Raw genomic sequence first — 13,911 nt, 5'->3', positions numbered from 1 at the left:
TTTTCTACTAGTTATTGAGCAATAAAAATTTATCAAAACCAAGATTGCTATTTATTTCAAGAAAATGGCCACCTGCTATTGGGGGAATGGAAACTTATTCCTTTGAGCTTTATTCTGGCTTATTGACTGAGTATAATATAAAACTTTTAGCTCTTCCTGGGAAAAGCAATGGCAAGCCTCCCACCTTATTATCGTTAGGTCTTTTTATTGCAAAAGTAACTCTATTTTGCTTATTGTATGGACCAAAATTCGATCGCGTAATATTTACGGATACCCTTTTGTTTCCAGCTGCTCTTGCTCATTCTTTGGTAAATAGAAAGGCCAAACGTATCTCAGTCTTACACGGACTGGATTTAGTGTATTCGAATCGGAAAGGATTTCGTTCATTTATATACGGATTCGTTCTTAAATTTATTGTAGGTATCCGGAAGATTTTCTTTAAAATTGTCACCAATTCGCGTTCAACACAATCTATAGCAATTTCAAAAGGATTTGATAATACGTTAATTATTGTGCCCTCATTACCAAATCAAGGGTTTACTTCTAATCTACCAAAGGTTTTCACAAAGCCGGACAAATATTCGGCCAGTAAACATCCAATTTTTTATTTCGGAAGATTGATCCCTCGAAAAGGCTCTTTGTGGTTTGCTAAAGAAGTTTTGCCCAATTTACCAGACGAAGTTTCCTTTTTTGTTTCTGGTACGATAAATGATCCTGCTTATGCTGAAGAATTATTTTCCTGTCCTCAGGTAGTATATTTAGGTACAATCCCAGGAAACGAAATTGTAAATTATATTCGTTATAGCTCTCTGGTAGTTATGCCTAACATAAAAATCCCGGAGAGCACCGACAGAGAAGGATTCGGATTGGTAGCAATTGAAGCCTCGTCTGTCGGATGCAGATTGATCGCGAGCGATTTGGAAGGCCTATCAGATGCAGTTAAAGACGGTGTTACCGGTTTTCAAGTTTCTCCTAATGACCCCGTAAAATGGATCAATAAAATCCGAGAATTACTTTCTCAGTCGCAAAAAGAAAAAGAAGAATGGGTCCGTTCTTCTGCGACAGCCACCAGAGAAATCTATTCTCAATCCTTAATGGTGAATAAATTTTCAGATTTGTTAGAATCCGAATCAAATTAGAAATAACGATGGCAAAATCAGAAAATACGGATTTAAAACCGCATGCAGTTTTAGATGAAAGCTCAAGATATCAAAAAGCGAAAAAAATCCATCTTCTTACGGAAAAATTCGGACTACATAAGAAAGGAACCTTACTCGAAGTGGGAACCGGATCCGGTTTTATTGCTGCTTATTTTACGAAAATATTCTCAGAAGTAAATTCTGTAGATGTAAATGATCAAAGACAAACAATCGAAAACATACGTTTCAAAAAAATAGAAGGCACAAAACTTCCCTTTAAAAAAGAATACTTTGATTTAGTAATTACAAATCATGTTATAGAGCACGTCGGTAATTATGAAAATCAGATCGATCATCTGAAAGAAATCTCTAGAGTGCTAAAAAACGACGGGATGTTATATTTAGCTGTTCCCAATCGTTGGAGACTCATTGAACCTCATTATAAATTACCTCTGCTGAGTTGGCTTCCACGTTCTTTATCTGATTTATATGTAAGACTAAGTGGGGAAGGAGATTTTTATGATTGCTTCCCACTCTCAAGATCGGCCGCATTTTCGATTTTAAAAGAGACTGGATTCGAAGTAAAAGAGGCAACATTAGAGGCAATCCAGATATACGCAAAAATAGAGTCCCAACATCCTATCATTAAATTCGTCACCTCGCTATTACCATCTTGGATTTATATTCCTTTAATGCCATGGATGCCGACTTTAATATTCGTTTGTAAAAAAAATCTTAGGTTTTGATTGATGAATAAAAAAAGAATAAAGTTTATATTATCTCTTCTTTTCATTTGTATCTCTTTCGGTTTTTTTGCCTTTTATTTATATCGAAACTATCAAGATTTACCAGATATCCATTGGAATGTCCGAACCGTTTCAGTTAGTGTCCTTGCCGTACTCATATATACGGGGAATTTTTTAATTGCAGGAACCATTTGGTTCATCCTTCTAAAAGACTACGGCGCGAAAATAGAATGGAAAGAGACATTAAGGATAATATCTGTCTCACAATTTGGAAAATACCTTCCTGGCAATATTGGTCAACATGTTGGAAGAGTGGCTTTAGCGAACGAAAAAGAAGTTCCAATCATAATAACACTCCAAACCCTCTTCATAGAATCAGCTATTTTAGCAATTACCGGCATATCTATCAGCGTTCTGGGATTTTTTTTCTATAACTTTCAAAGCCTTCATGATTCTCGAATCGTGATTATCCAACTTATTTTATTGGCCTTAGTCGCATTGCTTCTTCCAAAACTTTTCTTTTTTATAATAAATCGATTTGGAAAAGAAAGATTATTGAAATTTACAGGAGGAGTTCAATTACGAATTCCTAAATTCTCCACTTTAATTCTCGTGAGTATTTTATATCTTATCACATTTTTTAATATTGGAATTGTTTTAGATCTTGTTGCGGAAACTGTATTCGAATATCCTGAAAGTAACATCTTCCTTTTAACGACCGCTTTTTCTTGGTCTTGGATACTTGGATATTTGACGCCTGGAGCACCTGCAGGCCTTGGCGTCCGGGAAGCGATCATAGTAGCAAGCCTTTCTACACGATATGAGCCGGGAATTGCGATAGGACTTAGCGTTATCCTACGATTTATAACGACAATTGGTGACGGAGCAGTATTTTTGATCGCTTCTTACTATCAAAAAAAATCATCAGAATTTAAGGTAAAGTCCTAAGAACTTACGTTTTTATTTTTATCAGTAAGGAAAACGTTTCTTTGAATTACTAAATGTGAAACTTTACGGATACGCTTTTCGAAAATTTATAATATTTATAATTACTGCTTTGAAAAGGTCCTTTTCTTTTCATAATACAAAATTTCTTCATTCAATTTGCGATTCATCCCGATCAAAAAGGCCAAGATCGCGGAAACCAAGAACAACCCCGAAATAATTACCAATACTACAGCAAACAATAGAGACTGCACATGGCCCTTTCCAATCCCTAAATAGAAAAAGATCAGAAACCGGATCGCAATTGCCAACGCCGGGATAAAAGCGGTAACCGCCAAAACACCAAAAAATTGAAAAGGTCTATAGATGATCAATAACCTTATCAAAGAAGTTCCAGACTTCCACATATGGTGGAAAATATTTTTAAACAACCTGGACTTTCTAGTCGGTGGATTCGTAGGGATCGGAATGGAAGAAACAGTCAGATCCATTTTAACTGCTTGCACGATCGTGTCTAAAACATAAGAAAATTTAGTAGTTATATTCAGCTTTAAAAGACTTTCTCTGGAATAGGCCCTAAATCCGGAAACTGTATCCGGGATATCAGTGCCGATTAAATTTCGAACGACCATATTCCCAAACCATTGTAAGGTTTTCTTTAAGGGAGAAAAATATTCCACCTTCCAAGGCATTCTATTCCCGATTGCTATATCCGCGGAACCATTCACAACCGGAGCAATTAGATCGGAAATATAAGAGGATGGATACTGATTGTCTGCATCAGTATTTACAAAAATATCTGCGCCACTTTCTAAAGCGGCCTCTATTCCGGACTTGAATGCTCTTCCAAGTCCTAAGTTTTTTTTGTGGGAAATAATTTTACAACCGTATGAAGCAGCGATCTCTGAGGTACGGTCCGTGGAACCATCATCTACGATCTGAACTTCTATCGTTTTAATACCAGGGATCTTTTTAGGGACCTCAGCAAGCACCGTAGAAAGAGTTTTTTCCTCGTTATAGCAAGGGATGTTAATTATTAACTTCATTCTACTGCTTGTCAAAATGAGTGATTTTCATGATTCGTCCAATACTTTTTGAGATGTATTGTACTTTGAGTAAGTAATAAACTTATTTGAAATTCTAAAATGGAATTTAGGACTTCAAGAATTCAACTCCCCAGTCTCTAACATTCCCCGCTCCTAAACTTACGAATACATCTCCTGATTTAAGTAGATCTTTCAATATAGAAAGATCAGCTTCCAAATTTCCGGAAAGGATTTTGGGTCTTATCTTCATCTTGTCAGCGATGAGCTCGGAAGAAACTCCAGGGATCGGATCTTCTCCGGCGGAATATATGGGAAGAAGTAGAACTGTTTCCACTTGGTCCAAACTTTTGGCAAAGTCCTGGTATAAGTTTTGAGTTCGGGTATATCTATGAGGCTGGAATAGGATCACCGGCTTTCCTCTTCCTCCGGAAAGCTCCCTGATAGAAGAAAGAACTGCCTGAACTTCAGTCGGATGATGCCCGTAGTCATCATAAATATCCACACCGTTCTTATTTCCGATATATTCTAATCTGCGTTTGACTCCTGCATACCCTGAAACGGATTTAGCAGCTTCTTTTGGATCCGCTCCCAATGAATAAGCGGCCAGAACTCCAGCAAGTGAATTCGTAAGATAATGTTTTCCGGGAAATCTGGAATTGATCTCGAATTCTTTCCCATCTAAAAAGAATATCAGCTTCTTATTTTCTATTTTATAATGTACTAAATTTCTAAAACCTTCCGATTTGATATTCGTATCCGAAGAAGAAGCAAATCCGAAAATTTTGGATTTATCTTGTACTAACTCCAGGCAATCCGATATTCCGGGGTCATCCAAGTCCAAGACCACGGTTTGGGTCCCGGAAGAAATAAATCGGGAGAATGCTTCCAACAATTTCTCTCGGGTATGATAGAAGTCCAGATGGTCCTCATCTATATTCGTAAGGATACGCACCTGCGCTTTATGATTTAAAAAAGTACCATCCGATTCGTCGGACTCAAAAACCCCTATCTTACCGGAAGAAAATCTACCACCCACTCCATTCAAAAAGGAAACATCGCCTCCCACCATCACGGAAGGAGAATATCCCAGATCATTGAGTATATGTGCAGTCATCGCAGTGGTCGTAGTTTTTCCGTGAGAACCGCCGACTGCAATACAAGTTAGATGCTCGAAACAAAGATGCAAAACTTCCGATCTATGGAAAAATCGGATCCCTTTTTGCTTAAAAAAAATAGCAATCGGATGTGAATCCAAACGGATCGCAGAAGAGTAAATAGCTGCGTCGTATTCAATATTCTCTTCTAGATCCGAAAGTTTGGAGAATATTTTTACTCCCTTCTTCTCTAAGTTTTCAGTGACTTGACTTTTTTTACCGTCGTAGCCCGAAACTTCGAAACCTGCGTCCGCTAATATATGCGCCAAACTGGACATACCGGAACCGCCGATCCCAAGAAAAAAAGGTTTTGAAAATCCTAATCTTTGTTGGATAGACCCTATTCCCATTATTTAGTAATTTCGAAAAAGAAACTGGCAGTTTCAGTAGATGCATCTACATGAGAACATTCTAATGATCTAATAGACATTTCGTTCAAAAGTTCAGGTTTTTCCGCATACTCATCCAGAATGCGGAATAATTTACTTTCATCCTCATCTCTTTGTTCGAGTAAGGCCGCTGCACCATTTGCTTCCATATACTTTGCATTTGCAGTTTGATGGTCGTCTTTTGCAAACGGATACGGGATAAGGATCATAGGAAGCGCATAAGCTGCACATTCCGAAAGAACTCCGGAACCGGAACGAGCGATAACTAAATTAGCCCATTCATAATGTTCCGCCATATTATCCGAATAAGAAATAAGATCCGCATCTTTTGTTTTTTTCGAAACTTCATCGTATAATGCAGTACCGGTAAGCATTCTAAAACGGAATCTTTCCTGGATCACTTCATGTTTCATCAGGTTGACTACCATATTATTGATCTGCCTTGCCCCCTGAGAACCGCCCATTACTAAAACGTTAAATTGTTTTTTCTTTTTAGGATCCCATTTTTCGCTAAACTTCAAAGCAAGTTTAGGAACAGTTTTAGATCTTAAAGGATTTCCTAATATTTCCCAACTACAGGAAACTTTTGTATCCTTAGGGGGAAAACTAAATGCGACTTTGTCCGCGAATCTAAAGAAGATACGATTTACTTTTCCAGGAATACAATTCTGCTCACATAGATACAATTTTTTGCCGAAGATCACGGCGTATAGAAGTGCTGGAACACTGGAATATCCACCCATACCGACCACTGCATCCACACCAAGTTGTCTAAACTTAATCCAAGATCGGATAAGTTGGAATATATATCTAAAAGGTAATAAAAGAATATTTCCGGAGAGAGAAGGAGTATTATGCCAGACAACTTCGCAAGGAGCTTGTTTTAGATCCGGATTATCCTTATTTCGGATAAGAGAATGTAGAAAAACGCTAGAGATACCTAAGGAATCTTTTCGACTTACAAGACTTTCTGCGAGAGCGACCCCTGGGGAAATATGGCCCCCGGTCCCACCGGCTGCGATTAAAACCGATCTCATACGCCTATGTTTTCTTTTCTGGTTATATTGACAAGAATTCCGAAGGCCGCCAAAACCACAAGAAGTGAAGAGCCTCCGTAGCTCATAAACGGTAAGCTGATCCCGGTAATCGGGAATAACCCGGTTACCACATAACTATTGATAACGAACTGGGTCCCTAAAATAAAAAGTAAACCCGCTCCCAAATAAAAACCGAAAGGGTCCTCTACTCTTTTTAGCAAAACATATACTCTGGAAAGAAGTATCATCACTAAAGCAAAGAAAAATAAGAAACCGATAAATCCAAAGTCCTCCACATAGGTAGCAAGAACAAAGTCAGTATGACTATACGTTAGATATCTATGAGCATATCCGCTGGCTAATTTATTTCCAAACCAGCCTCCATCCAAAAATGCCCTGAAAGAGGTCACTAATTGATGGCCTTCGTCGTAACGAAAGCGATATGGATCCAGCCAGACTTCCATTCTTTTTCTTCTATAACCTACTTGGCTGATTAGAAGATAAGCTAAAGGAAGAGATACTAGTCCTACAAGAAGAAGGTTCCTAACCGGAAATCCAAACAAGAAGACGAACGCAATCACCACGAATAAAATTTCCATCGTGGTCCCGAACGCAGGTTCTGCCAAGATTAGTATCAAAACTGCGAGCAACAAAACCGCAGGAAGAATGAACTTCTTTGGATCTCGACTCTCTTTTAATTTCAGTTTTACGATTAGAGAAGATAGATAAACGACTACAGCCAACTTTGCAATTTCAGAAGGTTGTAATTGATACGGCCCTATCCCGATCCATCTATGGAAATTTCTTCCATAATAAGTTCCTACGGATTTTCCGACTCCCGGAATAAACACTAGGATCAAAAGTAGAACGCTGATTATAATTCCGCCTAACGCGAATCTTTCCAAACGTTTATAAGGAAAATTCGCAAAGAAAAAAAATACTATAAGGCCGATGATCGCCCAAGCTAGTTGTTTTTTTAGGAAATATTCAGAGTCCTGGAATTCTCTCCATGCGGTAACGGAGGAACTGGAATACATTACACATATTCCAAAAAGTAAAAGAAAGAATACGGATCCGACTAGGACCAGATCGAAGGGGGAACCGGGAGATTCCCAAAAATTTTTGAACTTTCTCCCGAAAGCATTCATTGTATTTTCAAACTAGATAAGGAGATGATCGCTAAGATAATTGCCGCAATCCAGAATCGGATGACCACCTTTGTTTCAGGAACTCCCCCCAACTCAAAATGATGATGTAAAGGTGCCATTCTAAAAATTCTTTTTTGGGTTAGTTTAAAGGAACCCACTTGCAAGATTACTGACAAAGATTCTGCAACAAAGATCCCGCCTAGAATGATGAGTAGGATCTCCTTTTTCAACATCACACAAGTAAGCCCGATAGTCGCTCCCAAGAATAATGACCCGGTATCTCCCATAAAAACTTGTGCAGGATGGCTATTAAACCAAAGAAATCCGATCAAAGCTCCGGTTAAAGCGGCAAGGAACACACTATATTCGTGAGCATGAGGAAGATAAGGAATATTCAGATAGTTTGCGGCCACAGGTGTTCCGGAAACGTATGCAATCAATCCAAGAGTCCCAACTACAATTCCCGCGGTCCCACCGGCAAGACCGTCCAAGCCGTCAGTCAGGTTTACTCCATGAGAAGATCCTAATATTACTAAAATTGAAAACGGGATCGCAAAATAACCCCAGGACAGGATCGGCCCTTTCACGAAAGGTAGGAATAGATCGGTCAAATGAAATAGGATCTTGCCGGTAGTACCTTTTGGTGCTTCTCCGCTAGAATACAAGAATACTACGCAAAAGATCGCGGCTAAAACTACGGAAACTGCAAACTTAGTACGAGCCCTCATTCCACCTTTGATCTTTTTTACGGATTTCATATAATCATCTATGAATCCCAAAGTAGCAAAAGAAATAGAACAAACGAGCAATAGAAGAATATTATAATTTCTTAAATTTCCCCAAAGAAGAACGGATACAACCAAGGCGGATACGATCATCAGACCGCCCATGGTTGGAGTTCCCGACTTGGCGCTATGAGATTTTGGTCCGTCGTCCCTTACACTTTCTCTGAATTTTAATCCGTGTAAAAAATCGATTACCCTTCCCCCAAACCAAAAAGTCAGGAACATAGAAGTTAATCCTGCCATCAAAGCTCGAACAGTTACATAGCTAAAAAGTCTTAAGGAATCTAGGTCTTGGAAAAATCTTTCGTATAAAAAATAAAACATATCGTTTCTATGAAGACAGATTCGCCTGCGCTAAGTACGAGTAAACGTAAAAAAGAAAATCTTCTTCTCTGACTTAATTATCGACGTAAGTCAGGATCTGAGACATTTTTTTTGGATTTAGATCCGGCACAAGGCCGGCTTAAGGAGGCTTACGATTAGAGACCGAATACCTTTCGGATCTCTTCTCCGTCATCAAAATGCCTTTTATCTCTACCTATGATCTGGTAGTCCTCATGCCCCTTTCCGGCTACGAGAAGGCAGCCCCCCTCTTTTAAATGAGAGATCCCATAAAGAATGGCCTTGGCTCTATCCGCTTCTCTAAACATAGGAGAATATCCGTCGGTAAAACCTGCTTGTATATCATCCAAGATACTTTCCGGGTTTTCCGTCCTTGGGTTATCGGAAGTGAGTATCACCTTATCCGCAAGTTCTTCGGCGATCTTCGCCATCTTAGGGCGTTTGGTTTTATCCCTGTCTCCTCCACATCCGAAAAGTGCGATGAGCTCTTTCGGTTTGGATTCTCGGATACTTCTCAAAATATTCTCCAAAGCATCCGGAGTATGGGCGTAATCCACAACAGCCATACGAGACTTATCTTTACTATAATAGATCTGAAATCTTCCCGGGATCTGAGGAATACTTTCTAAAGCCTCTAAGAGTGATTTTTTCTCCCAGCCTAAACCAAGCGCAGTCACAAATGAAAGTGCAGTGTTCCTAACATTAAACCCGCCCAGAAGATTGGTGTTGATATCCGTATCCCCACCCCAATCATCCGAAAGTCTAATTTGGTAAGAAGTTTTTTCCAAGGAGAATGCCTCGGAATGGATCTCGAATTCTCCTGAACTTCTTCCGAGAGAGAAAATTTTTAGATTAGGAGAAGAAGTTTCCACGGCAGATTTAAAATCTTTTCCGCCTGGAGCATCCGAATCTATAACACCGAAAGTTTCCGGATTTAAGGCTACGGAAGAAAATAGAAGTGCCTTACTATTTAGATAATCTTCCATATTTGGATGAAAATCCAAATGATCCTGAGTGAGATTGGAGAATACTCCCACTTTAAAATGGACTCCGTTCGTTCTTCCCAGTTTTAATCCGTGAGAACTTGCTTCCATAAAAACATATTCCACTCCTGAATCATACATTTCTTTTAGAATGGATTGAAGACTACTTGGATCAGGGGTGGTGTATCCTGTGTCGGATAAGATACCTTTAAATTTTACTCCGGTAGTCCCAATGATACCGCAAGACTTCCCCTGAGATTCCCCAAGATAAGCTAAGATATGAGTTAAAGAAGTTTTGCCGTTTGTCCCGGTGACTCCGACCACCTTCAACTTGGAAGAAGGATCCCCTAAAATTATAGAAGCAATCGGTCCAGCTAAACTTTCCGGATCTAGATCGGTCTTAAGAACGACCTTATTTTCTAATTTCGGAATTTTTAATTTAGATCCTATTAATATATATCTAGACGAAGAAACCTTTGCGTATTCCGCCCCTTTATCACCTGAAGAATCAGGAAGACAGAATAGATCATTCGATTCTAATTTTCTGGAATCTGTGCGAACAAATTCGAAGTTTTCGTCCGGATTATAAGACCCTGATATTATTTTAATATCTGGAAAAAGATTAAGGAGCTCTGAAAGTTTCAAGTTCCGCCTCATTTCTTTCTGGAGGAAGAGTCACTGTAATGATCCGATCTCCTACTGTGATCGGTAAATAATGATATGTTTTACGATATAACGCTTCTATCCTACGAGCAGAAGTATAAGTCGCCATTCCGATTTTTAAATCATCATTCTTCTTTAAAAGTTTTTCTTTTTCTTGGGAAGCGATAGCAAGTTCCCGGTTTAATCTTGAGACCTGAACATTCTGCCATACGAATAAAAGTGCGATACTAAAGGGAGCCAGGACCCAACCGAATATTCTAAACAAAAAACCAAGATCGGGCCAAAGACGAATGGATAAAAATTCCGAAACTCTGCTCATTCTTCTTCGTCCTCCTCTTCTTCTTCAGTATCGGTAGGAAGTGATTTATGTATGACACGTAATTTTGCGGAACGTGACGCCGGATTTTCTTTTGTCTCAATATCCGACGGAAGTACAGGCTTTTTGGTAAGAAGTTTAGCTTCTCCGCCTCTTGCATAATCTCTGAATAAATTTTTAATGATCCTGTCTTCCAAAGAATGGAAAGAGATCACTTGTAATACTCCACCTTTTGCGACCAGATCCAAAAGTTTTTTGACCCCGATCTCTATATGGAGAAGTTCCTGATTCACTTCTATTCTTAAAGCTTGGAAAACTCTTGTAGCAGGATGTCTTCCGGGAGGCCAAAATTTTCTTGGAATTACTCTGGAAACCAATTGTGCAAGATCTCCCGAGTAACCGATCCTAGAATGTCTTCTTCTTTCTAAAATCGCTTCTACGATTTTTTTGGTCCAACGCTCTTCCCCATATTCGTAAAAAATTTTACTCAAAGCTTTTTCTGGATAAGTATTGATCACATCTTCCGCAGAGATACCTCCGGAAGAAGAAAGTCTCATATCTAAAGGTTCGTTTTCTCTAAAACTAAAACCTCTTCCTGCATGTAATAGATGAAATGTAGAAATTCCCAAATCCAAAAGGATACCGTCGGGAGGATTGGAAACACCGAAGCTGTTCAAGAACTCCGAGTCAAGATCCGAAAAATTGGCTTCGATAGGAATAACTCTGGAAGAATACGCGGAAAGTCTTGTTTGGGCCCTGGACAACATGACCGAGTCTCGATCTACCAAAACCAGTTTAGAATTGGGGAATTGTTCTAAGAGTAGAAGACTATGTCCTCCTTCTCCCGCAGTTCCATCCAAAAAAAGGAGTTCTCGGTCCTTATCGAATACGGAGAGGAAGAAGGAAAGTATCTCCCGATAGAGCACCGAATAATGGACAGGTTCCAATTCGTTTTCCAAGTTCTACCCGCTTACCCAAAAGGCAACCAAGAACCTTGCCGAAACTTACATAATCCGAAATAAGTATGATTATAAACTCACTAACGTGAAAGCACTAAAGTCTTGACTGTCCTAGTTTCCTAGATACAATGCCAGCGTTCCAACTTCTCCATAAAGAAAAATCCGCTCTGGTGACAAAGGTCTGAAAGGAATTGTCCGATTAGGCCGACGAATTATTATAACTCTTAGCCTCTTCAGGAAGGCCTTATTATAGGTATGCAAAAAACCAGTTTAAAGTTCATTCTTCTCGGCGCAGGCATCGTTATTCTTACAGTATTAACGTTATTGATCTCAGGTAATGCCTACTATTTCGGCCAGAAAAAGATCACGGAAAATCATCTAAACCAAATGCAGAACGTGGTGGCTGTGGTTGCTCAAGAGTTCGATGCATTCTTACTCTCTCATACCAATGTGGCTAAAACATTAGCTGCAGATCCAAGGGCAATACAAACAGCACTCACAGGTAAGCCGATTGCCGGTGACTTCTTCAAAGAAGTGCACCAAAGGTATGGAATTTACGAAAACATTTTTGTAATGAGCTTGGATGGGCAAAAAAGAATTTTAGCAGATAGTTTAGGTGGAAAGTCCCTGGGTTATAGAGCACAAGGAGACGAGCTAAAAGAAAATATAATCGCAGTACAAGAAGGAAAACATTATTTAGGATCACCACAAAAATCTCCGATCACTGGACTTCCTGTTGCAGTGATCTCTGTTCCGATCCGTAACGGAGCAAATATTGTAGGCGTATTAAACATAGCTCTCTCCTTCGAAGATGTTTCCGAAAAAGTAATCAACAAGATCCGTATCGGTGAACAAGGTTATGTTTCCGTAATGAGCCAAGCCGGTTTAGTGATCGCTCACCCTAAAAAAGAAATGATCATGAACTTGAACGTGGCCAAAGAAGATTACGGAAAAAAAATGTTAGAATTGAAAAGTGGAGAAATTTTCGAATTCACTTTCAAAGGAGCGGATCGTTATTCCACGATTTTCAGATTGGACCAATGGAGAATGTCTGTAATCGCAATCCAACCTAAAACTGAGATCAGAGAAGCATTAGGAGAACTATTACTCTCCATCGGACTTATTAGCTTAGTCACAGTGGGACTTTCTATTTTCCTACTTTATGTTCTTTTAAAGAAAAGATTAGACCCATTAGTAAATGCCAGCAAACTTTTCCAGATCATGTCCCAAGGTGACCTGACTTCTGACATTGAAGTTGTATATAGCGACGAGATTGGCGCTATGAGTGCGGATCTGAATTCTTTTATCTCAAGCCTCAGAGTTTCTTTGAAAGATATTCAAAGAATTGCGATGGAACTTGCATCTTCCGCGGAAGAATTAACGGTTTCTTCCCAAAGTTTTGCGACAGGAGCTCAATCTACCGCTGCTTCTTCCGAACAAATGTCTGCCACAGTAGAAGAGATGTCCGCTGGTATGGAAAATATCGCCTCTGTCACCGACAGTCAATATTCGAATATTTTAGAATTTCATACTAAAATAAAGGAACTATCTTCTGGAGTCAGAAAGATAGGCTCTGAGATAAAAAATACTCTACAAATAGCCGAGTCCATCTCCCAAGAAGCAAAAAGAGGAGAAAGTTCACTCACCGGAATGAGCAACATGATAGAAAATATCCTAAAGTCATCCGGAGAAATGAAATCTATCATCGGTATTATTAATGATATTTCCGACCAAACACAACTTCTCGCATTGAATGCGGCAATAGAAGCTGCAAGAGCCGGAGAAGCAGGAAAAGGATTTGCAGTCGTCGCGGAAGAGATCTCCAAACTTTCAGTCAAAACGGCTTCTTCTATCAAATCCATCGGCGAGATGATCAATAAGAACAATTCAGAATTGGATGAGGGTGCTAAGGGAATTCGTTCTTCCGTGGAGATACTACATAGCATTATTAAAAACGTGGACTCGGTCGGTGAGGCGATGAATCATCTATTCGAGATTACTTCTGCCCAAGAATCTGTGAACAGGTCCGTAGATGAACAATCTGATCGTGTTGGAACGGAAGCAGAAGGAGTAAAACTCGCAACTGACGAACAAAAAAGAGCAGTAAGAGAGATCGCTCAGGTAATCACTCAAATAAACGAGCATACTTTAAATACTGCATCCGGTTCCGAACAAATGTCCTCATCCGCTCAGAACCTTGCCACCACCGCGGAAGTGCTGAAAAACATAACCGAAAAATTTAAAATATAATCCGATCCA

Annotated in this window: 12 protein-coding genes; 4 read left to right on the top strand and 8 right to left on the bottom strand. The window is 39.3% G+C overall.

Going from position 1 to position 13,911, the window contains the following annotated elements; all coding sequences use genetic code 11:
- Positions 1-14 precede the first annotated feature (14 nt).
- From EHO58_RS11485 to EHO58_RS11475, 3 genes are read left to right on the top strand one after another with little or no spacing between them, the layout of a single operon-like run.
- Entirely contained in the window at positions 15-1,139 is a 1,125-nt protein-coding gene (locus tag EHO58_RS11485; protein WP_135680004.1) for a glycosyltransferase family 4 protein, read from the top strand.
- A gap of 8 nt (positions 1,140-1,147) precedes the next feature.
- Complete coding sequence (locus EHO58_RS11480) at positions 1,148-1,885, top strand: class I SAM-dependent methyltransferase (RefSeq protein ID WP_135680003.1); 738 nt, start codon at positions 1,148-1,150, stop codon at positions 1,883-1,885.
- A gap of 3 nt (positions 1,886-1,888) precedes the next feature.
- Complete coding sequence (locus EHO58_RS11475; protein ID WP_135680002.1) at positions 1,889-2,833, top strand: lysylphosphatidylglycerol synthase domain-containing protein; 945 nt, start codon at positions 1,889-1,891, stop codon at positions 2,831-2,833.
- Positions 2,834-2,934: 101 nt separating this feature from the next.
- On the opposite strand, the gene EHO58_RS11470 is transcribed toward EHO58_RS11475, so the two are convergent.
- From EHO58_RS11470 to rsmH, 8 genes are all read right to left on the bottom strand, one after another.
- Positions 2,935-3,876, bottom strand: a complete 942-nt coding sequence (locus tag EHO58_RS11470; RefSeq protein ID WP_135680001.1) for a glycosyltransferase family 2 protein — start codon at positions 3,874-3,876, stop codon at positions 2,935-2,937.
- 106 nt (positions 3,877-3,982) lie between these two features.
- Positions 3,983-5,380, bottom strand: coding sequence for a UDP-N-acetylmuramate--L-alanine ligase (gene murC, locus EHO58_RS11465; protein ID WP_135680000.1), 1,398 nt, complete (start codon positions 5,378-5,380; stop codon positions 3,983-3,985).
- Complete coding sequence (locus tag EHO58_RS11460; RefSeq protein WP_135679999.1) at positions 5,380-6,456, bottom strand: UDP-N-acetylglucosamine--N-acetylmuramyl-(pentapeptide) pyrophosphoryl-undecaprenol N-acetylglucosamine transferase; 1,077 nt, start codon at positions 6,454-6,456, stop codon at positions 5,380-5,382. Before EHO58_RS11460 ends, murC begins: the two co-directional genes overlap by 1 nt.
- Positions 6,453-7,604, bottom strand: a complete 1,152-nt coding sequence (locus EHO58_RS11455; RefSeq protein ID WP_135679998.1) for an FtsW/RodA/SpoVE family cell cycle protein — start codon at positions 7,602-7,604, stop codon at positions 6,453-6,455. The genes EHO58_RS11460 and EHO58_RS11455 overlap by 4 nt, the downstream gene beginning before the upstream one ends.
- Positions 7,601-8,713 (bottom strand): phospho-N-acetylmuramoyl-pentapeptide-transferase, encoded by a 1,113-nt coding sequence (gene mraY / locus EHO58_RS11450; RefSeq protein WP_135679997.1) that lies wholly within the window; start codon positions 8,711-8,713, stop codon positions 7,601-7,603. The genes EHO58_RS11455 and mraY overlap by 4 nt, the downstream gene beginning before the upstream one ends.
- A gap of 155 nt (positions 8,714-8,868) precedes the next feature.
- Positions 8,869-10,371 carry a UDP-N-acetylmuramoyl-L-alanyl-D-glutamate--2,6-diaminopimelate ligase gene (locus tag EHO58_RS11445; protein ID WP_208728785.1) on the bottom strand — a complete coding sequence of 501 codons (1,503 nt, stop codon included), beginning with the start codon at positions 10,369-10,371 and terminating at the stop codon, positions 8,869-8,871.
- Positions 10,337-10,696 (bottom strand): FtsB/FtsL family cell division protein, encoded by a 360-nt coding sequence (locus tag EHO58_RS11440; RefSeq protein ID WP_135629195.1) that lies wholly within the window; start codon positions 10,694-10,696, stop codon positions 10,337-10,339. The genes EHO58_RS11445 and EHO58_RS11440 overlap by 35 nt, the downstream gene beginning before the upstream one ends.
- Positions 10,693-11,652, bottom strand: a complete 960-nt coding sequence (gene rsmH / locus EHO58_RS11435; protein ID WP_135629194.1) for a 16S rRNA (cytosine(1402)-N(4))-methyltransferase RsmH — start codon at positions 11,650-11,652, stop codon at positions 10,693-10,695. The genes EHO58_RS11440 and rsmH overlap by 4 nt, the downstream gene beginning before the upstream one ends.
- Positions 11,653-11,907: 255 nt before the next feature.
- On the opposite strand from rsmH, the gene EHO58_RS11430 reads away from it, so the two are divergent.
- The gene (locus tag EHO58_RS11430) at positions 11,908-13,902 is read left to right on the top strand and encodes a methyl-accepting chemotaxis protein (protein ID WP_135629193.1); all 1,995 of its coding nucleotides are present in this window, start codon (positions 11,908-11,910) and stop codon (positions 13,900-13,902) included.
- Positions 13,903-13,911: the final 9 nt, after the last annotated feature.

Origin of the sequence: Leptospira selangorensis (assembly GCF_004769405.1) — a bacterium.
GTDB lineage: Bacteria > Spirochaetota > Leptospiria > Leptospirales > Leptospiraceae > Leptospira_B > Leptospira_B selangorensis.
Note: the sequence above shows the minus strand (reverse complement) of the source record. Positions and strands in the feature narration are given on the sequence as shown.

Coding starts and splice junctions, on each gene's coding strand:
- EHO58_RS11480 (WP_135680003.1), top strand. CDS start 1,148: ATGGCAAAATCAGAAAATACGGATTTAAAACCGCATGCAGTTTTAGAT.
- EHO58_RS11475 (WP_135680002.1), top strand. CDS start 1,889: ATGAATAAAAAAAGAATAAAGTTTATATTATCTCTTCTTTTCATTTGT.
- EHO58_RS11470 (WP_135680001.1), bottom strand. CDS start 3,876: ATGAAGTTAATAATTAACATCCCTTGCTATAACGAGGAAAAAACTCTT.
- murC (WP_135680000.1), bottom strand. CDS start 5,380: ATGGGAATAGGGTCTATCCAACAAAGATTAGGATTTTCAAAACCTTTT.
- EHO58_RS11460 (WP_135679999.1), bottom strand. CDS start 6,456: ATGAGATCGGTTTTAATCGCAGCCGGTGGGACCGGGGGCCATATTTCC.
- EHO58_RS11455 (WP_135679998.1), bottom strand. CDS start 7,604: ATGAATGCTTTCGGGAGAAAGTTCAAAAATTTTTGGGAATCTCCCGGT.
- mraY (WP_135679997.1), bottom strand. CDS start 8,713: ATGTTTTATTTTTTATACGAAAGATTTTTCCAAGACCTAGATTCCTTA.
- EHO58_RS11445 (WP_208728785.1), bottom strand. CDS start 10,371: ATGAGGCGGAACTTGAAACTTTCAGAGCTCCTTAATCTTTTTCCAGAT.
- EHO58_RS11440 (WP_135629195.1), bottom strand. CDS start 10,696: ATGAGCAGAGTTTCGGAATTTTTATCCATTCGTCTTTGGCCCGATCTT.
- EHO58_RS11430 (WP_135629193.1), top strand. CDS start 11,908: ATGCAAAAAACCAGTTTAAAGTTCATTCTTCTCGGCGCAGGCATCGTT.